Raw genomic sequence first — 19,145 nt, forward strand, 5'->3', positions numbered from 1 at the left:
AGATAGATGCAAAATGAGTAGATGGATAATGGAAGATGAGGAGAAAGAATGAAAACCAAAATTCATATCATCTCGATACAAGAAGGTTATTTAACAATAATCTCTAAACAACTGGAACTAATTTTTGGTGATAAAGCAGTCATCTCAAAATTGGTCGTCAAAGATTTGGATGGTGACAGCATTTCAGCGGAGGACATAGTCGTTTTATCAAGAAAAATACTAATGGGGGTAATCCGGCCTTTCATTCCGAAAGAATGCAAGACGATCATTGCACACCGGGAAGTGAATATTGCGAACACTAAGCGGTTGATCAGCTTGCCGGCTGGCCAGAAACTGTTGGTTGTCAACGACACCCTTGAAAATGCGCAAGAGACATTAGACTCTTTAGAGAATATTTTCTTTACCCATACGTATTATTTGGACGACGAAAATAACCCCGATCAAGCCATGGCTGCGGATATCGACTATATCGTCACGCCGGGCGAGATGAAATTCGTCCCAAGCAGATTTTCTAATGTCATTGACATTGGTAATAGATTGCTATCTTATGGGACGGTTTGGGAAATAGCAGAAGCGTTGGAAGCAGGTTTCACCCATGAACAATTGGTGAACCGTTATGTGAAATCCCAGGTGTCGCTGGCGGAGCAAGACGCGTCTAACTTTGAATACGAAAAGGATTCTAATGCGAATGCCGCGAACCTTTCGCAAAACGAGATCTTTTCTATAAACAGGAAAATTGAAGAGCATGGCTTTTTAAAGGAAAGTATTAAAATATTAAGCATTTATGCTGAAGGAAAGGCTCGGCTTAAAACATTCGGACGGATAAAACTGAAGAAGCTTTTGGAAGAGCATGAAATTTTCTTATCCGAACAGCAAATCCGCCTCCGCCTCGAAATTTTACAAGAGCTTGGACTGTTGAATGCCCGCCAAGGAAGAAGCGGAACGACGATCACGAATTTAGGGGAAAGCTATTATTTGCTGGCAAAAGACTTGATACAATTATAAATAAACACCTCCGCCGATGTCGATGTGGAGGTGTTTATTTATGTGCGCTCGGAATGGCCACCCTAAGCTTTTTATTTTGGAATATAGTTCAGGAAGTTCTTATATGCAAATCCTTTTACTTCATCCTCGCTATACTTCTTCAATAACTCTTCAATCAACGCTGGATGCATGGAAGCATCTTCGAGGTTACTAATTTTCTTTGAAATTCCGTCAAAATCCGACCCTAATCCAATCTGATTTACGCCGCCAAGTGAACAAAAATGGTCGATATGTGCAATCATATCGGAAATGGATGCCGAATCCTTTTCCGTGATGAAAGGAGGATTGTATACGACATGGATAAGTCCATTCTTTTTAAATAAATGGGTGGCTTGGTCGTCGGTCAGGTTCCTTTGATGGCCGCATAGCGTCTTTGAATTCGAATGACTTGCGATTGGATAGTTTGCTATCTCCAACAAATCCCAGAAGGCACGTTCACTTAGATGCGAAACGTCCGAAAGAATTTTGCGTTCATTGGAGAAGTGAATGATTTCTTTTCCGAATTCAGTTAATCCCGCACCTCTTTCTTCGCCAACCCCGTCCGCAGCAAGATTTGCATTATTCCATGTCAATCCGATTGAGCGGACGCCTAATTCGTGAAGAATCGACAATTTTTGTAAATCGTTACCTATACAATCGACTCCCTCCAATGTTAGAAACGCCCCAATCTCGTCATCGGCAAGCTGATCAAACTCCTGCCAGTTTTTAAGGGCCTTCATTTTCGGGTTTTTTCCAATCACTTCATTGTAAAAATAGTGGATCTGATCAAGTGCCACCTGGAATTTCTGATCCGATTTAATGGATGGAGAGATGAAGATTGCAAAGGCTTGAATCTTTACTCCACCCTGTTTTAACTTATTGTAAGTAACATCTAATTCCGCAGAATCAAGAAAAGACATTTCACCTTTAGACTGTTCCATTCTATATAAAACATCACAATGCAGGTCAATTATATTCAACTTGAACCATCCTCTCGAGACAGGCTTTTATTGTTTGAATAGACTAATTAATATAACCTTATCAAACCGAATGGAACCTTTCAATAATATTTTTGCAACTCAATTAATTTAGTGAAATCCGAACTTGCTTTTAAACGGAAAGTAGAAAATAATAGAATTATATAGTTGTGATAAATATTGGGAATGGAAGTGTTTAGGATGTCTGTAGTACTTGTAAATGTGGAACGCGGACCTTTAGTTGAAAGTAAACATAGGGGCAGTATTGCGATTGTCAATGCAAAAGGGGAAATGATTGCAGGAGTGGGTGATTTTGAGAATGTGATTTTTGCACGTTCATCCATGAAACCTTTGCAAACCCTTCCAATTGTTGAAACGGGTGCAGCAGATCATTTTCAATTCGATGATGGAGATCTTTCGTTATGCTGTGCTTCCCATAATGGGGAAAGGCAACATACTGATCGGGCTGCATCGATCTTAAGCCGACTTGGCTTGGAAGTGTCTCATTTACAATGCGGCACCCATCCTCCAAGATTTCAAGCTGCATTTGAGGAAGTTATAAAAGAAGGAAAGGAAATTACGCCGATTTATAACAATTGTTCAGGGAAGCATAGTGGAATGCTTGCTACTGCTATACATATGAATGAAAGCATTGAGGACTATTATAAGGTGGAACATCCCGTCCAACAAAGGATCCTTTCGGTTATTAGCGAGTTGACGGATATACCGGTGAATGATATTCAAATTGGTATTGATGGATGCGGGGTACCGGTACATGGTGTGCCGTTAAAGAATTTGGCGCTTAGCTTTGCAAGGATGGCGGACCCGAGTGAATTGGATGAAACCCGTCGCCAATCGATAGAGAGAGTGACGAAAGCAATGATGAATGCTCCGGAAATGGTTGGGGGAACATCCAGATTCTGTACAGACTTCATGAAACATATGGGTGGAAGGATGTTTGGAAAGGTCGGTGCGGAAGGTGTCTATTGCGTAGGTGTACCGGAGGCTGGACTCGGCATAGCTGTGAAAATTGAGGACGGTAATAGCCGCGCGACGAATGCGGTAGTTATGGAAATCCTTGACCAGCTTGAGTTGCTTAGCGAGCAGGAGAAGAAGGATCTCGCCAATTACCATTTCCCTGAATTGCTAAATGCAAGAAAAGAAAAGATCGGTACGCTTCAACCTGTGTTTTCCATCCGTCAAACGGTTAATAAGTAAACAATGAAACACCTCCGCCGCTTACGCGATGGAGGTGTTGTTTTATTCTATAGGCGCTTTACTTGTCAGCGTTAACTCCACTGTTCGTTTTTCTGATCCGGTATAAACGGTTAACTGCGCTTTATCCCCGATGGAAAGCTCTGAGTAAAGGAATTTGCGGAGTTCCATACTATTCATGATGTCTGTCCCGTTAATAGCAGTGATCACGTCTTGCTCTTTCAATCCCGCTTTGCCTGCTGGGGAAGTCGGGTCGACGCTTGTGATCATCACACCGCCTTTAACTTCCTGAGGGATATTCTGAACATACATATACGGTACATTTGCTAAATCCGCGAGACTGACACCGATGTATGGCCGTTCGATCTTCCCGTTTTTCGTAATCTCTTCAAGCAATGGAACAACGTCATTGCTTGGGATTGCGAAGCCAAGTCCTTCAACGCCGCTTTCGGCAATCTTCAAGCTATTGATCCCGATCACTTTCCCTTCGGCATTAATGAGGGCACCGCCACTGTTCCCGGGATTGATGGCTGCATCTGTTTGGATGACGTCCATTTCCCAATTGCCGGCTGTCGTTTTCACTTCAATTGAGCGTGATGGCGCGCTAATGATCCCTTGAGTGACTGTGCCGGAGAAGTCCAAGCTGAGCGGATTTCCGATTGCAACAACGGTATCACCTGCACGGAGCTTGCCCGAATCACCAAATTCAAGGGCTGTGTCGACGTGGGCTGCACTGATTTTTAGAACGGCGAGATCAGTCAATGCGTCACTTCCTACTAACTCGGCAGTTTCTTTTTGCCCGCCTTCCAGTGTCACTTCGATTTTTCCTGCCCCTTCAATGACATGGTTATTTGTTACAACATAAGCGTCATCCCCGTCAATCTTATAAATGACGCCAGACCCTGTTCCGAATTCGGAGAGCTCCGAGTTACCCGCAAAACGGTTCCCGGAACTTTTGAAGTTGGAAACGCCAACGATTCCTTTCGAAGCATATTCCACCATGTCTGAAAGCGTTGTTACAGAATTTGTAGCAGTAGGGATGATAGTTGCCGGTGCTGTTGAATTCTCCGTCACGGCAGCTGTCTTTTCCTGTGATGTTTTCGCCTGTAAAAGATCTGTGTTGGCCACAACCCCGAGAGTAAGTGCCGAACCAAGAACCGCTGCACCTACTGTGGAAATGAAACGTTTAACGAATGGATTTTCCATGACAAAAACTCCTCTCTTGTACTAGTTACTGTCATTGTAAGGTGCAATTATGAACAAATTATTACGAAGGGGTGAAAAAATAGTAAACAGGGGGTGAGAGCAGATAACCTCGAAAAAACACCTCAAAATCTATCAAGCTTGCAATTATCTTTTTAGTCAGATAGAATGAATTTACATACTCTTCAATCAAATATTCGTAAAATGTATGCGCTTTCAAATGGAATGTCTCAAATCAGTTGAGCATACTATGGCTTTGTGTGCAATTTTGCACTTACTATAGCAATCTATAACGAATTGGGAGGAATGGAAAATGGTACAAGCTGTTGAGAGTCACGTTTATGCATTTCCGAACACAGAAGGGGCTAAAGTAAACTTCAAAGAACGCTACGATAACTATATCGGCGGAAAGTGGACAGCCCCTGTGAATGGGCAATACTTCGATAACCCGACTCCTGTCACGGGTAAAGTGTTTACACAAGTGGCAAGATCGACTGCAGAAGATATTGAGCTTGCGCTTGATGCGGCACATGCCGCGAAGGACGCTTGGGGGCGTACTTCGGTTACGGAACGAGCGAACATCCTGCTGAAAATTGCTGACCGCATGGAAGCGAATCTTGAGATGCTTGCTGTTGCCGAGACGTGGGAAAACGGAAAAGCGGTACGCGAAACATTGAATGCCGACTTACCGCTTGCAATCGATCACTTCAGATATTTTGCTTCCGCCATCCGTGCGCAAGAAGGTGGCGTCAGTCAAATTGACAATAATACAGTGGCGTACCATTTCCATGAGCCGATAGGGGTTGTCGGTCAAATCATTCCATGGAACTTCCCACTTTTAATGGCTGTTTGGAAGCTTGCTCCTGCACTCGCTGCTGGAAACTGCGTTGTGCTGAAGCCTGCTGAGCAAACACCTGCATCCATTCTCGTATTGATGGAGCTAATTGAAGATCTATTGCCGGCTGGAGTCGTCAATATCGTAAACGGCTTCGGACTTGAAGCAGGGAAGCCGCTTGCTTCAAACCGGCGTATCGGAAAAATTGCATTCACAGGTGAGACGACGACAGGCCGTCTTATTATGCAATATGCATCACAAAACTTAATCCCGATGACACTTGAACTTGGTGGGAAGTCGCCAAATATCTTCTTCGAGGACGTTATGGCGGAAGACGATGCATTCTTGGATAAAGCAATTGAAGGTTTCGTCATGTTCGCATTGAACCAAGGGGAAGTGTGCACATGCCCGTCCCGTGCATTGATCCAGGAATCCATTTACGATAAGTTCATGGAGCGTGCAATTGAGCGCGTTAAGGCGATCAAAGTAGGAAATCCGCTTGACCCGACTGTAATGATGGGGGCACAAGCTTCGACAGAGCAATTGGAGAAGATTCTATCTTACCTCGATATCGGAAAGCAGGAAGGCGCTGAGTGCCTGACTGGCGGCGAGCAAAACAAACTTGAGGGAGAATTGGCAGGAGGTTATTACGTCAAACCGACAGTCTTCAAAGGAAATAATAAAATGCGTATTTTCCAAGAGGAAATCTTCGGACCGGTCGTTTCTGTCACGACATTCAAGACAAAAGAAGAAGCGATGGAAATTGCGAATGACACATTATACGGTTTGGGTGCAGGTGTCTGGACACGTGATATGAACACAGCATACCGATTCGGACGTGGCATTGAAGCAGGACGTGTTTGGACAAATTGCTATCATGCATATCCAGCGCACGCAGCATTCGGTGGCTACAAAGCATCGGGAATCGGACGTGAAAACCATCTTCAAATGCTTTCACATTACCAACAGACGAAAAACATGCTTGTCAGCTATAGCGAGGACAAGTTAGGGTTCTTCTGATTCACCTGATTCAATTGAAGCGTTGGTCGAGGAAAGGAGGATGTCGATGCCTGAACGCGTTCTTGCAACGGACGCTGCTTTGGAATTGATAGAACTTTTGAAGGGGAAGCATGGACCATTGATGTTCCACCAATCAGGCGGTTGCTGCGACGGTTCTTCCCCGATGTGCTATCCGGAAGGGGATTTGATCATCGGTGACCAAGACGTTTTGCTTGGGTATATCGGTGGTGTTCCATTCTATATGCATAAGAACCAGTTCGACTATTGGAAGCATACCCAACTGATCATTGATGTCGTAGATGGTCGTGGCGGCATGTTTTCGCTCGAAGGGGTAGAGGGAAAACGATTCCTTACAAGGTCAAGGGCTTTTTCTGCCGAGGAGAATAAAGTGCTGCAGGAAAGGCTTCCGTCATAAAATCGTTTTCGGATTACCCATTTTTCATCGAATGAAAAAACAGTTCCGTCCCATTGACGGGGGCGGAACTGTTTAATTAATTCATCAGTTGTATGAAGTTCACAAGTACCATTGAGACCTGTGCTCTTGTAATTGGATCATTTGGCTGAAGATCATTGAACAGCTGGCCGAATTCAGGGGTAACGACAAAAGGTTTACCGGTTTTCAATACAACAACACGTTGAAGCATAAGAGCAAGTTCTGCATTCACGACAGTATCGGATGGCTTGAAATAATCGTCATATCCCTTAATGATCCCGTGGTGATAAGCCGAATTAATCTCTGCTTGAGTTGTCGATGAATAGTTTCCAATATCTTTAAATGGTGACTGCTTCGTTTGCGTATCCAAGTTCAACGCGCGAACTAATACAGCCGCAGCTTGGGCGCGAGTTAGTTTTTCGTCCGGCTTAAACGTACCATCCGCATACCCTTTGAAAACTCCACGTTCAGCAGCTGCAGTTATGAATGGCTCAGCCCAATGACCATTTGTATCCGTGAAAGCGACTTTCATAGTCGTTAGACCGAAACTCTTCCAAAATTGTTTAGCGATTATCCGGTATCCTTCACTGCTTAAATGGATGTTTGCCGGATTTGGCACATTGACTTGATAATCCTTGGCGATTTCCACATCGGTAGAAACAAATGAGACGTTTGGATATGGTGATGTCGCCTTATAAATTACGCCGTTTAAGTTCAGCAATAAAGTATTGAGTAGGGGTTGGATTTCCTTTGGAAGGTGCGGGAATGGATTGTAATAACCCATAACATATACGTTGGCTTTAGGGTTGATTGCGTAGATTTCCTTGATGATTTCATTTAAATTAACGCCGACTTGCAGAAGTGCTTTCTCCAATAGAGCCTCGTCATAGTCAACTTTTCCGGTGGCGGCGTCAATCTTAAGTGTACCAAGTACATCGTTCGCACCGACACTTAATGTTATGAGGTTTGAATTTTTAATGGCTTCATGGATGGTCGTAGATGGCTTATCAAAACCATGGCCTATGATTGCCCCTGTTTTGTTTTCACGGATATCTTTTAGGACATCCGCTGTTTTGTAGCCTGGATATGCAAACCCCTTATTAAACGATTGAAGCAAGTTCAATTCACCCATCGATTCGGCTAAAATGTCTGCGTATCCTTTGCCCACATTGTTGTTCGAGTCTACGCCTGCAGCTAATGAATCCCCTAATGCAAGGTAGCTGATCAGTGTTATCTCGTCATTAACGGTGAAGGCCGTAACCATTTTAGCTGAATGGTCAGCTGCGCTTGCGCTTTGAAATGGAATAATGCCGAATGAGATGGCCAAAACCAAAGATGCAAGCAGTTTAAAAAACACTTTTTTACCCATGCCTTTCCCCCTATTCATTTTCAAGTACCTTAATAGAGTATTCCAAGGCCCATGCCAATAGAATGAAAATGATTATCTTCCTGAAAACGAAAAGCCCATGAAAGGATTATGAGCATCCTTTCATAGGTTAGATAAACCGTTTTCTGACCTCAGGGGAGGGGAGCATGCATGCTTCTTCGTTCTTCCCGAACCACCGGTAACGATTTCGTGCAACATAATCATATACACTGTCACGAATGGAACGGGGGACGAGTATAAATAGGAAAAGGAGATGCCATAAGCCATCAAGTTTCTTGGCGATATGAAGAGCGGCAGAAGATTTTGTGTATGCCCTTCCATTATCGATTAGGACAATGCTATCCACGTCCGCAGGAATACGGTATTGCTTCACATACTTCTGGCCCGTGTCGCTTTGCAATGAAGAAAAGAGGAAATGGGCGGAAGGGTCCCGCTTTATAATGAATTGTACGCTGGAGTTGCAAAAATTGCATTCACCATCGAATAATACGATTCGTTTCATCAATGCGCCTCCTTTAGACGTTTTATATATAGTATATCCCTTTTGGAAGTAAAAAAACTACAGACATTAATCTATGTCTGTCGCAGTATACTAACAGAAATGAAGTGGTCGTTTCCCGTAGCAATTGCCTTAGGTACTATTTTTTGAGGGGTGAGTTGAATGGAGCATCGATTCATTGATCCGCTGGAAATGGAACGTAGACGGGATCCTGATTATATTCGATCACTTGATATGATCGATGAAGGTGCACCTGTCCATTATCCGAATGAGGATCGTGGTTGGAGAAGGAAAGAATCTTCCGGTTTTGATGAAAAAGAACTGCCACGGTCATATCAGTGAACAACGTAAAGGACGATCCCTATTTATTGGGAAAGTCCTTTTTTGTTTGAATTTAAAACGTCTATAGTCGCTCGCCCGTCTGTCCTAATTTTTTCAACATGTAATAGATGGAGGGGGTGAGTGAAGATGATGATGCAACACGGACAATGTCGCTGTGGCGGGCGCTGTGGTGGGCGATGCGGTTTTCCTCAAATGATGATGCCGGCAAGTCAAATGCCGCAAAACACCCAGTTCCAACCAATCGTATGCCCGACTCAATGTCGTTTCAATGACCAATTCTTCCCGGTTGAAGTTCCTTATGTTCATCCGATTGTTAACGTTAACAGACAACATCCTGTTATCATGCCACGACATTATTACACCGAGACTACTGAAAACGTTATGGGTGCTCCGGTATTCTTAGGTCAAGGACCGGGATTCGGCGGAGGCCGAGGCTTTGGTGGCGGTAGAGGATTCGGCGGATTTGGAAGAAGACCGTTCTAAAAACATGAAAAAGCTGTCCCACTGAGAAATTGGTGGAACAGCTTTTTTGATGGTTTTCTTAGTTGCCATACAATACCTCAGTCTACATTGAAATATCTGGCATCTGGATGTGAAAAGACGATGGCGGAAACCGAGGCCTCTGGCTCCATCATGAATTCTTCCGTCAACTGTACGCCGATATCCTCCGGCTTCAATAACCCGAATAGTTTTGCCTGGTCATCCAAATTCGGACAAGCCGGGTAGCCGAATGAAAAGCGTTGCCCTTGGTATTTAGCTGCAAACCTGTCACGCATCGTGAAATCGGTGGCGTCCGGGAATCCCCATTGGTCTCGGATTTCCTGGTGGATGCGCTCCGCAAAACCTTCGGCAAGTTCAAGAGCAGTCGCCTGGAACGCATGACTCTCAAGGAATTTACCCTCAGCCTTTAATCGATTTGCATACTCTCTCACTCCATGACCCGCCGTCACTTGCATGAATGCCACATAATCCATTTCACCACTTTCCACTGTCTTCAAAAAGTCAGCAAGACAGAGGAAGGGTTCTTTGCTTTGACGTGGAAAAGTAAAGCGCTCAATTTCAGTTTTCGACACAGGATCATAGATGATGACATCATCCCCATCTGCCTGTGCAGGGAAGAATTGATACATGCCGGAAGCCGATAAATTATCCGATTCCAAGAATCCGGTCACAAGTTCATGAAGTTGTACTGCGCGCGCATCGCCATTCGCAAGCATCTTGTCGACATTTCCGCGCAAGCCTAAATGATGTCCGATCAGTGTTCGCATATTAACGTAAGGATACAAATGGGACACCGAATAATCTTTAAGAACACGTCGACGCAAATCCGTTGGAGCGAAAACAGGTGCATCCTCACGAACCGTCTTGACTGGTTTTGGCAACACTGCAACCGCTGAATCACGGGTTGCCCGAATCGCCTCCGATTCAAGCCGCTTTTCCTGCTTCTCCAAGAGTTCATCTAACAACGATTCCTTATCGCCACCTTGTAAACGATTAGCAAGTTCAAGGCCTTGCATCGCATCTTTCGCATAGATGATCGGTCCATCGTATTCGGGTGCAATCTTCGTTTCCGTAAATCTACGGGTCAATGCCGCGCCTCCCACCATAACCGGTGTATCAATACCTGCCGCTTTAAAATCTTGGGCAGTCAGTACCATCTGCTGTGCGGATTTAACAAGCAAACCGGAAAGTCCAATAATGTCGGGCTTCTCTTTACGGATGACATCGATCAGCGTCGCCGGTGTCACCTTAATGCCGATATCAATTACACGATAGCCGTTATTGCTTAAAATAATATCGACTAAATTCTTTCCGATATCATGGACATCCCCCTTGACTGTGGCGAGGACGATTTTCCCTTTACCTGAATCATCCTCTTTCTTCTCCATGAACTGCTCTAAGAATGAAACAGAAGCCTTCATCACTTCAGCACTCTGCAATACTTCCGCAACGATTAGCTGATTATCATTAAACAATCGACCGACTTCAGACATCCCTTCCATAAGTGGACCATTTATAATATCAAGCGGAGTATCATACATTTTGAGTGCAGCTTCAAGGTCTTGTATCAATCCTTCCTTCGTTCCCTCGACAACGTAGTAGGCAAGCCGCTCAGGAACAGTTTTCGGTATATCATCCTCTGTCTTTTCCTTCTTTTTATCCCGATAAAAATCAGTGAAATCCGCGAGGGTCTCATCTGTTGTATGGAATAAAAGATCGTTCGCAAGCTTAATTTCATTTTCAGGAATCGATGCGTACCGTTCTAACTTCTCTGTATTAACAATTGCGTAGTCGAGACCCGCCTGAGTGCAATGGTATAAGTACACCGCGTTTAATACTTCCCGGCCAACTGGAGGCAATCCGAAAGACACATTGCTTACACCAAGGGTCGTTAAGCTGCGCGGCATTTTCTCTTTTATCAACCGAATCCCTTCAATTGTTTCAACAGCAGAGCCTATATATTGCGAGTCGCCCGTTCCGACAGGGAACACAAGTGGATCGAAAATGATATCTTCCGGTGCGAGACCCCATTTGTTTACAAGCAGGTCATAGGATCGTTCGGCAATTTCGAGTTTCCTTTCCCGCGTAACCGCCATTCCGGTTTCATCGATTGTCCCTACGACAACCGCAGCACCGAATTTTTTCACTAACGGGAGTACTGCATCAAATCTTTCCTCGCCATCTTCCAAGTTGATGGAATTGATGATCGCTTTCCCCTGTGAATATTTCAAGGCCTCTTCGATAACCTTCTCATCCGTCGAATCAATGACGAGAGGAACTTTTACTTTTTTAACAACTTCCTGCATGAAGTTCTTCATGTCCTCAAGCTCATCCCGATCTGGGTTGGCAAGGCAAATGTCAAGGACATGGGCACCCCCACGCACTTGTGCACGTGCAATCTCCGAAGCTTCCTCGAACTTTTCCTCAACGATCAACCGTTTGAACTTCCTTGAACCAATGACATTTGTCCGCTCGCCAATCAATAAGGGACGCATCGATGGATCGTATACCAATGGCTCAATGCCCGAAACGGCATGGTCATGGGGAACTTCAGGTTTTAGGCGTGGGGGAAGTCCGTTAACAGCCTCTCGGAGTGCGCGGATATGATTCGGTGTTGTTCCGCAACAGCCGCCGACCATGTTGAGCCATCCTTTTTCCGCAAAACCTTTTAATTTCAAGGACAGTGATTCCGGTGTTTCATGATAATGGCCTTCCTCATCAGGAAGCCCTGCATTCGGGTAGCAAGTAACAAAACTTGTCGCTAAATCGGAAAGTGAACGCAGATGATCCGTCATGAATTCAGGGCCGGTCGCACAGTTTAAGCCGACAGAGAGCGGCTTTATATGCTCGATGGAAATATAGAAAGCTTCGATACTTTGGCCAGCCAACGTCGTTCCCATCGGCTCAATCGTACCGGAAATCATGACTGGCAGTTCAATGCCTGTTTCGTCGAATGCTCGCTTGATCCCAATCGTTCCTGCTTTCACATTGAGCATATCCTGGCTCGTCTCCATCAATAGAAGATCGGCACCGCCTTCGATTAACGCCTTTGCCTGTACATAGAAATCATCGGATAGTTTATCGAACGTAATGCCCCCGGTGACGGAAAGCGTCTTCGTAGTCGGACCGATTGCTCCGGCGACGAAACGCGGCCACTCACTTGTTGAGTATTCCGCTGCACATTGTTTTGCAATTTCAACCGCTCTTTTATTGATCTCTGAAGCGCGATGGCCAAGGCTGAATTCGTCCAATACAAGAGGAGTGCCCCCGAAGGTGTTCGTGCAAATGATATCGGCGCCTGCATCAAGGTAGGCACGGTGGATTTTCCCTAATATATCCGGTCGTAGAATATTCAAGTATTCGTTACAGCCTTCATATTCCTCTCCGCCAAAATCGTCTGCAGAAAGGTCTTCCGCCTGCAGCATCGTGCCCATTGCACCATCAATGATGAGGATTCTGTTTTCAAGTTGCTGTTCTATGAGATGTTTAGGCATGGACAATTTTCCTCTCCTTTTCCTCGTCAAGTTCTTTTATGTGGGTGATTAGCTCAAGAGACATATCATAGCGCAGGAACGGAGTGATGATATAAATGCCGTTAAATAGCTTGGCGGCTGTATCGATTAATTCTTTTGCAATAGTGATGCCTTCCTGTGTCGCTTTTTCTCGGCTTTCCCCGCATGCGCGCATTCTCTCCAAAACTTCATCGGAAAGCTTGATGCCAGGCACTTCATGATGCAAAAACTCAGCGTTCCGGATATTCGTTAGTGGCATGATGCCAAGGAAAATCGGTGTATCCAAATGTTTTGTCGCTTCGTAGATGTCAATAATCTTCTCTTTCGTATAAACGGGCTGTGTAATAATATAATCCGCTCCACACTCAATCTTCTGCTCAAGCCTTTTCACCGCACGGTCCAGGACCCGTACATTCGGGTTAAATGCGGCTGCTACAGAGAAATTCGCTTTTTTACGAAGCGGTTTCCCTGTGAATGAAATTCCTTTATTCAACTGTTTGATAAGCTGTAATAATTCCATGCTGGAGACGTCATAGACACTTGTTGCACCAGGGAAATCACCAACTTTTGTCGGGTCCCCCGTGACGGCAAGGATATCATGGATGCCTAACGCATCAAGACCCATCAAATGGGATTGGAGACCGATCAAATTACGGTCACGGCAAGTCAAATGGACGAGCGGTCGCACACTATACTCATGCTTCAAGATCGACCCCATCGCCATATTGCTAATACGAGGCGAGGCAAGGGAATTGTCTGCTAATGTAACCGCGTCTACACCTGCATCGTATAGTTGGGTTGCTCCCTCAAAATACTTATCAGTCTCCAAGTGCCGCGGCGTATCGAGTTCCACGATGACTGTCCGTTTCGTTTTTGCTTTAACATGCAAAGGTTCATGTTTAACGGGATCGGCTTCTCGAATGACAATCGGTCTCTGTAGCTTGATGACTTTCTCGGTAACCGGAGGCAAGCCTTTTATCTGCTTTTTCGCCGCGGCGATATGACTTGGCGTCGTTCCACAGCATCCCCCGATAAGTCGGACACCCTCTTCGCGAAGTGATGTTGCCGCCCGACCGAAATAATCGGCTTCGGACGCATAAACCATTCTGCCGTTTTCAACATCAAGCAGGCTTGCATTCGGTGCAGCGGAGAGGAATGCGTGTTTCGGCAATGTCACATTGTCAAAAGCTTGGATCGTATGGTGAGGACCCAATCGGCAATTGACACCAACGACGTCTGCCCCTAACGACTCAAGACGATGAAGGGCATCATTTAAAGGCAATCCGTTTTGAAGAATGCCTGGTTCATCCATCGAAACTTGTGCAATTATCGGCAAATCTGTCATCTTCCTTAGCTTGGTGACGACCGCTGTCAACTCTTCGAAATCATAATATGTTTCCAACAACAATCCATCAGGTTCACCGGCAAGCAAAGCGTCTGCCTGTTGCTGAACATACTTCAGCACTTCCGAAATGGATGCGTCACTTTTACCGATGCCAAGGAGTCCCCCGATTGTGCCAAGGACGTACTGATTTCCGGGAGCTGCAGCTCGTTTTGCGATACGAACTGCCGCCTCATTGAATTCTTTCACTCTGTCTTGTAAGCCATAACGGGTAAGTTTAAGGGAATTCGCTCCATAAGTATTCGTCTGGATGATATCGGCTCCAGCGGCAATATAATCCTTATGTATCCTTTCAATGACTTCAGGTTTTTCGATATTTAATTGTTCATAACAAAAGTCAATCCCGTATGAATAAAGCAAAGTTCCCATTGCCCCGTCTGCGACAAGCACTTCGTTTTGCAATCGATCAAGTAATTTCAAGCTATTCATCCTCCCCTAATAAACTGAAAATAAAAAAAGCCTTCATGGAAAGAAGGCTTTTAAAAAACGCGATAATTCGCTCTCCTTCTCATCTGTCAGGTTTTATAGACCTGCTGGAATTAGCACCTTACCGATCATAACGGCTGGTTGCTGAAGCTTCGACGGGCCAGTCCCTCAGCTTCTCTTGATAAGAAAATATTAATTTAGTTGTTAGAATAATTTAAAACATCATACCGTTAAATGTTTACTACGTCAATAGGTGAATTATGATAGAATGGCCATATGATGAAAAAATAGAAGGTGACTACGTTGAGGATTTTCAAGTTTACAATACCGATTGCACTTCTTGTAGCCGGAATTTCATGGTATATGCTCCATATAAACTTTCAGGAAGTACCGGGAACGTCCAGAGTATGGATCACAATAGGTGCCGCCATCCTTAGTGGTGGAATATCCTATTTTTTATTCCCTAAAAATGAAGATAAAGAATGACGGAAGAGGAATCGATAGCAACACTGCTATCGATTTTTTATTTGTCCATAGTTAACCGAAATAAAAAAATGGTTGACACAATTTGGGTTAACTTTTATTCTATTAAAGATAACTCAAATTACGAGGTGGATTATGACAACAGTTAGTGTAAAAACAAAATCGAGTATGAGTGCACTTAGTATTGTCTATTGTGGCATGTTTGCCGCATTGATGATGATTGGAGCGAATATAACGACTTTCGTACCTTTCCTTGTCGTTGGTGGAGTCCCGATAACGTTGCAAACTTTCTTTGCCGTGCTTGCAGGGCTTCTGCTTGGGAGCCGACTTGGTGCAATTTCAATGACGGTTTATATGATCGCAGGTTTGGCAGGAGCACCAATCTTTGCTAAGTTCCATGGAGGCTTTGGCGCCATTTTGCTTCCGACTTTCGGATTCATAGTTTCTTTTATTTTGGTCGCTTATGTGGCAGGGAAGATTGTCGAAAAGAACGGTAGTTTGCGAAGTTATGTCGTTGCAGGCCTTGTTGCCCTTGTCATTAATTATCTAATTGGAACGAATTGGATGTACTTTGCATATAAACTATGGGCTGCGGCGCCTGATGCTTTCAGTTACGGTGTCGCTTGGTTATGGATGGTACCGCCGCTTCCGAAAGATATTTTACTGTCGATACTTGCCGGGATTTTCGGGCACAGAATGTACAAAGTTTTAAGGATAAGAAGAACGATATAAAAAAGGGCAATCCGTACAGTTTAAAATTGTGCGGATTGTCTTTTTTTATAATGAATCTATTGGCATGTTCATTCGTATAGTAGTGGAGAGTAAATTTTATAAGAAGAGAGTGTTTGCATGATAAATTTATTACTTTTTTCATTAGTAGTTGGAATCATATCTGCAATTATTATCGTTCCATTGACTTCCGCATCGAAAGAAAACGGGAAAGCTTCCTTCAATCGGATTGGTGCCTTGTCCGGAGCGGTTATTCTAATGGGTTTGTTTACGTTTCTGATCTATTACCTTTCGAATTTGGACAGGAATTGGACGTCGCTCTGGGCAATGCTGTTAGCTGCGACAATATTAGGTATGATTTTTGCAACCGGTAAAGAGCGTAGTGTTAAGGTGGTACTGTTCTTGGCGGCGCTATCCGTTAGTGCATTCATCCTGAGTGCGCCGCTTTTCAATGCTGATCAAAAATATGAAGCAGTGGAAATGGATCAGCAAGTTGAAATCAAAGCGTTTGACGAAACAAAAACGCCTGCAAGTGTGCCACCAAAATTCGCGCGCAATAAGATGAAAAAAGCATTCGGGCAAGTGCCGAATACAAGCTTTTATGAGTTAGGGCATTTACAAATCCAAAAAGTCGACGGTGAATTTGTCTATATTGCCCCTGTTGAATTTTCGGGTTTCTTCAAATGGTGGAATGCAAAAACGACACCTGGTTATTTCACGATGAGTGCAACCGACTCGGCTGACAATCCGAAGTTCGTGAAAACCGAGATGACCTTCACGCCTTCATCATTTTTCGATAAGCAAGTGGAACGCCATATGCGAATGGCGAAACCTGACCTGATATTTTATGGGGATGTCCAACTTGAGATTGACGATGAAGGAGAGCCGCATTATATCCGTTCATACGGGGAATTCATCACGGCAAGGAACGGGTTTGATGTACAGGGGATCGTCATGGTCGATCCAGCAACGGGAGAACTGAATCAGTATGCACTTTCAGAAGTGCCGGAATTCGTTGACGGGGCGGTTTCTCCGGAAGCGGTCAGCCTCCAAAACAGTTATTTCGGGAAATACGTTCATGGTTTTTGGAACTCGATTGTCGGGAAGAAAGATGTGAAGCTGCCTTCGGACGAGGGAACAGAGGCGAATGTTAGCCCTGTTTTCGATGAGAATGGCCATATGTTTTACTTCACTGATTTTACAAGTCCGAAAGAAGAAGTCGACTCGATGCTTGGATATGCATTGACGGATGGCCGAACTGGAAAAGCAGTTTATTACACTGGTAATTTGGAGGAGTCCTACATGGATTCCCAAGGAACGCTTCAAATTATCGAGAAGAAGTTCATCGAGAAGAAATGGACTGGTGAAATGCCTGTTCTTTACAACTTCTATGGAGAAGCGAGTTGGCTGACTCCGGTGCTCGATTCAAATGGTTTCTTGCAAAACTATTTCATTGTTTCAGCAGCGAATCCGGAGATTTCCGTTTACGCGAATTCTCCTAACGAAGCTCTAAGGCTTTACAAAACGGCATTACAGCGAGGCGGCAGTACGGTCGACGGCAGCTCGGGTGCTCCCGAAGCGAAAGTGGCAGTCGGTGTAGTCCGGGTTTACAAGGAACGTGCCGGAGATTTCACCATTGTCTCTATTTTAGGTGATGACGGAAGGAATTATATTGTTTCCACCGAGGCTGTTCCGCTTTCAATCTATATTCAAGAAGGCGATCATCTTGCCATCACTTATTACGAAACAGGCGAACAATTCCTGCCTGTTAAAGAAATGAAAAACATGACAATTGAATGATTGATTGAGGCGGCTCCTGAAAAAATAGGAGCTGCCTTTTTTGATTAAAGAAAAGATCAATCCGCGCTCAAGAATCGGATTCCGCGCTCAAGAAATCCGATCCGCGCCCAAGAATCGGATTCCGCGCTCAAGAAATCCAATCCGCGCCCAAGAATCGTATTCCGCGCTCAAGAATCGTATTCCGCGCTCAAGAATCGCGATCCGCGCTCAAGAAATCCGATCCGCGCTCAAGAATCGTATTCCGCGCTCAAGAAAACCGATCCGCGCTCAAGAATCGTATTCCGCGCTCAAGAAAACCGATCCGCGCTCAAGAATCGTATTCCGCGCTCAAGAAAGGCAATCCGCGCTCAAGAAATCCAATCCGCGCCCAAGAATCGAATTCCGCGCTCAAGAAATCCTATCCGCGCTCAAGAATCGGATTCCGCGCTCAAGAATCGCAATCCGCGCCCAAGAATCGGATTCCGCGCTCAAGAAATCCAATCCGCGCTCAAGAATCGTATTCCGCGCTCAAGAAAATCGATCCGCGCTCAAGAAATCCGATCCGCGCTCAAGAATCGTATTCCGCGCTCAAGAAATCCAATCCGCGCTCAAGAAAATCGATCCGCGCTCAAGAAATCCAATCCGCGCTCAAGAAATCCAATCCGCGCTCAAGAATCGCATTCCGCGCCCAAGAAATCCATTCCACGCTCAAAAAAAATTACTCGCAAGCGCTCGTTTCCACCTACCTTTTCATAAACAAACACACATGCTTCGTATGTATCTCGACAAAATGTCCCATCCTTTGAACAGATTGCATTTCAATTGCCTTCATCACGTTTTTTCATGTACAATTAAGTCAAAGATAGTCAAAGTCAATGGCTTGTCACCAGAAGAAAGAGGTGAGAATATGCGAAACATTTCTGACATTATTGAAGGATATTTAAAAGCGATTATCGAAAAGGAAGATAGTGGAGCAGTGGAGATCAAACGTAGTGAAGTGGCAGAGAAGTTCCAATGTGTCCCTTCCCAAATCAATTATGTCATTAACACACGCTTCACGGTCGAGCGAGGGTATGCGGTTGAATCGAAGCGTGGTGGCGGAGGGTATATCCGCATTTACCGGGTTCAAACGAATTCGCATAAAGAATTGATTGAACATATTTTAAATGGTATCCAGCAGGGTGCGACCTATACGATGGCAGAAGATATCGTCTACCGGTTGATGAGGGAGGAGGTCATCTCCGAGCGTGAGTCAAGGATCATACTTGCCGCGGTCGATCGAACGACACTCCACCATCCATTGCCGGAACGCGACGTCATTAGAGCGAGGATTTTGCAAGCGATGCTTATGACATTAATCTATAGGCAAATGGAATAGA

Annotated in this window: 16 protein-coding genes and 1 riboswitch; of the genes, 10 read left to right on the top strand and 6 right to left on the bottom strand. The window is 44.7% G+C overall.

Annotation, left to right across the window (positions count from 1 at the left end; translation table 11 throughout):
• Positions 1–48: 48 nt before the first annotated feature.
• A complete protein-coding gene (locus NSQ43_RS03475; protein ID WP_339253047.1) occupies positions 49–1,005 on the top strand; it encodes a winged-helix domain-containing protein in 957 nt (318 codons plus the stop codon).
• A gap of 71 nt (positions 1,006–1,076) precedes the next feature.
• On the opposite strand, the gene NSQ43_RS03480 is transcribed toward NSQ43_RS03475, so the two are convergent.
• Positions 1,077–2,003: a dipeptidase gene (locus NSQ43_RS03480; protein ID WP_339253049.1), complete on the bottom strand. Its 927-nt coding sequence runs from the start codon at positions 2,001–2,003 to the stop codon at positions 1,077–1,079.
• 198 nt (positions 2,004–2,201) lie between these two features.
• Here NSQ43_RS03480 and NSQ43_RS03485 point away from each other — a divergent pair, with 198 nt between their 5' ends.
• On the top strand, positions 2,202–3,218 hold the full coding sequence (locus NSQ43_RS03485; RefSeq protein ID WP_339253051.1) for an asparaginase: 1,017 nt from the start codon (positions 2,202–2,204) through the stop codon (positions 3,216–3,218).
• A 42-nt stretch (positions 3,219–3,260) separates the two neighbouring features.
• Here NSQ43_RS03485 and NSQ43_RS03490 read toward each other — a convergent pair whose 3' ends face one another.
• The gene (locus NSQ43_RS03490; protein WP_339253052.1) at positions 3,261–4,421 is read right to left on the bottom strand and encodes a trypsin-like peptidase domain-containing protein; all 1,161 of its coding nucleotides are present in this window, start codon (positions 4,419–4,421) and stop codon (positions 3,261–3,263) included.
• Between the two features lie 310 nt (positions 4,422–4,731).
• On the opposite strand from NSQ43_RS03490, the gene adh reads away from it, so the two are divergent.
• Complete coding sequence (adh, locus tag NSQ43_RS03495) at positions 4,732–6,273, top strand: aldehyde dehydrogenase (RefSeq protein ID WP_339253053.1); 1,542 nt, start codon at positions 4,732–4,734, stop codon at positions 6,271–6,273.
• Between the two features lie 46 nt (positions 6,274–6,319).
• Complete coding sequence (locus tag NSQ43_RS03500) at positions 6,320–6,688, top strand: DUF779 domain-containing protein (RefSeq protein WP_339253055.1); 369 nt, start codon at positions 6,320–6,322, stop codon at positions 6,686–6,688.
• Between the two features lie 76 nt (positions 6,689–6,764).
• Here NSQ43_RS03500 and NSQ43_RS03505 read toward each other — a convergent pair whose 3' ends face one another.
• Both NSQ43_RS03505 and NSQ43_RS03510 read right to left on the bottom strand, forming a co-directional pair.
• Positions 6,765–8,075 carry an S-layer homology domain-containing protein gene (locus NSQ43_RS03505; RefSeq protein ID WP_339253057.1) on the bottom strand — a complete coding sequence of 437 codons (1,311 nt, stop codon included), beginning with the start codon at positions 8,073–8,075 and terminating at the stop codon, positions 6,765–6,767.
• A 127-nt stretch (positions 8,076–8,202) separates the two neighbouring features.
• A complete protein-coding gene (locus NSQ43_RS03510) occupies positions 8,203–8,595 on the bottom strand; it encodes a DCC1-like thiol-disulfide oxidoreductase family protein (protein WP_339253059.1) in 393 nt (130 codons plus the stop codon).
• A gap of 159 nt (positions 8,596–8,754) precedes the next feature.
• Here NSQ43_RS03510 and NSQ43_RS03515 point away from each other — a divergent pair, with 159 nt between their 5' ends.
• Positions 8,755–8,934 carry a hypothetical protein gene (locus NSQ43_RS03515; protein ID WP_339253061.1) on the top strand — a complete coding sequence of 60 codons (180 nt, stop codon included), beginning with the start codon at positions 8,755–8,757 and terminating at the stop codon, positions 8,932–8,934.
• A 126-nt stretch (positions 8,935–9,060) separates the two neighbouring features.
• On the top strand, positions 9,061–9,417 hold the full coding sequence (locus NSQ43_RS03520) for a hypothetical protein (RefSeq protein ID WP_339253062.1): 357 nt from the start codon (positions 9,061–9,063) through the stop codon (positions 9,415–9,417).
• Positions 9,418–9,494: 77 nt separating this feature from the next.
• On the opposite strand, the gene metH is transcribed toward NSQ43_RS03520, so the two are convergent.
• Entirely contained in the window at positions 9,495–12,929 is a 3,435-nt protein-coding gene (gene metH, locus NSQ43_RS03525; protein ID WP_339254780.1) for a methionine synthase, read from the bottom strand.
• A complete protein-coding gene (locus tag NSQ43_RS03530; protein ID WP_339253064.1) occupies positions 12,922–14,769 on the bottom strand; it encodes a bifunctional homocysteine S-methyltransferase/methylenetetrahydrofolate reductase in 1,848 nt (615 codons plus the stop codon). The genes metH and NSQ43_RS03530 overlap by 8 nt, the downstream gene beginning before the upstream one ends.
• An 85-nt stretch (positions 14,770–14,854) precedes the next feature.
• Positions 14,855–14,963: riboswitch (SAM riboswitch) on the bottom strand.
• Between the two features lie 106 nt (positions 14,964–15,069).
• On the opposite strand from NSQ43_RS03530, the gene NSQ43_RS03535 reads away from it, so the two are divergent.
• From NSQ43_RS03535 to NSQ43_RS03550, 4 genes are all read left to right on the top strand, one after another.
• Positions 15,070–15,261 carry a histidine kinase gene (locus NSQ43_RS03535; protein WP_339253065.1) on the top strand — a complete coding sequence of 64 codons (192 nt, stop codon included), beginning with the start codon at positions 15,070–15,072 and terminating at the stop codon, positions 15,259–15,261.
• Positions 15,262–15,393: 132 nt separating this feature from the next.
• Positions 15,394–15,990 carry a biotin transporter BioY gene (locus NSQ43_RS03540; RefSeq protein WP_339253066.1) on the top strand — a complete coding sequence of 199 codons (597 nt, stop codon included), beginning with the start codon at positions 15,394–15,396 and terminating at the stop codon, positions 15,988–15,990.
• Positions 15,991–16,107: 117 nt separating this feature from the next.
• Complete coding sequence (locus NSQ43_RS03545) at positions 16,108–17,787, top strand: hypothetical protein (protein ID WP_339253068.1); 1,680 nt, start codon at positions 16,108–16,110, stop codon at positions 17,785–17,787.
• Between the two features lie 886 nt (positions 17,788–18,673).
• A complete protein-coding gene (locus tag NSQ43_RS03550; protein WP_339254782.1) occupies positions 18,674–19,144 on the top strand; it encodes a CtsR family transcriptional regulator in 471 nt (156 codons plus the stop codon).
• Position 19,145 lies beyond the last annotated feature (1 nt).

The organism is Sporosarcina sp. FSL W8-0480, assembly GCF_037963765.1.
In the GTDB taxonomy this organism is placed as follows: domain Bacteria; phylum Bacillota; class Bacilli; order Bacillales_A; family Planococcaceae; genus Sporosarcina.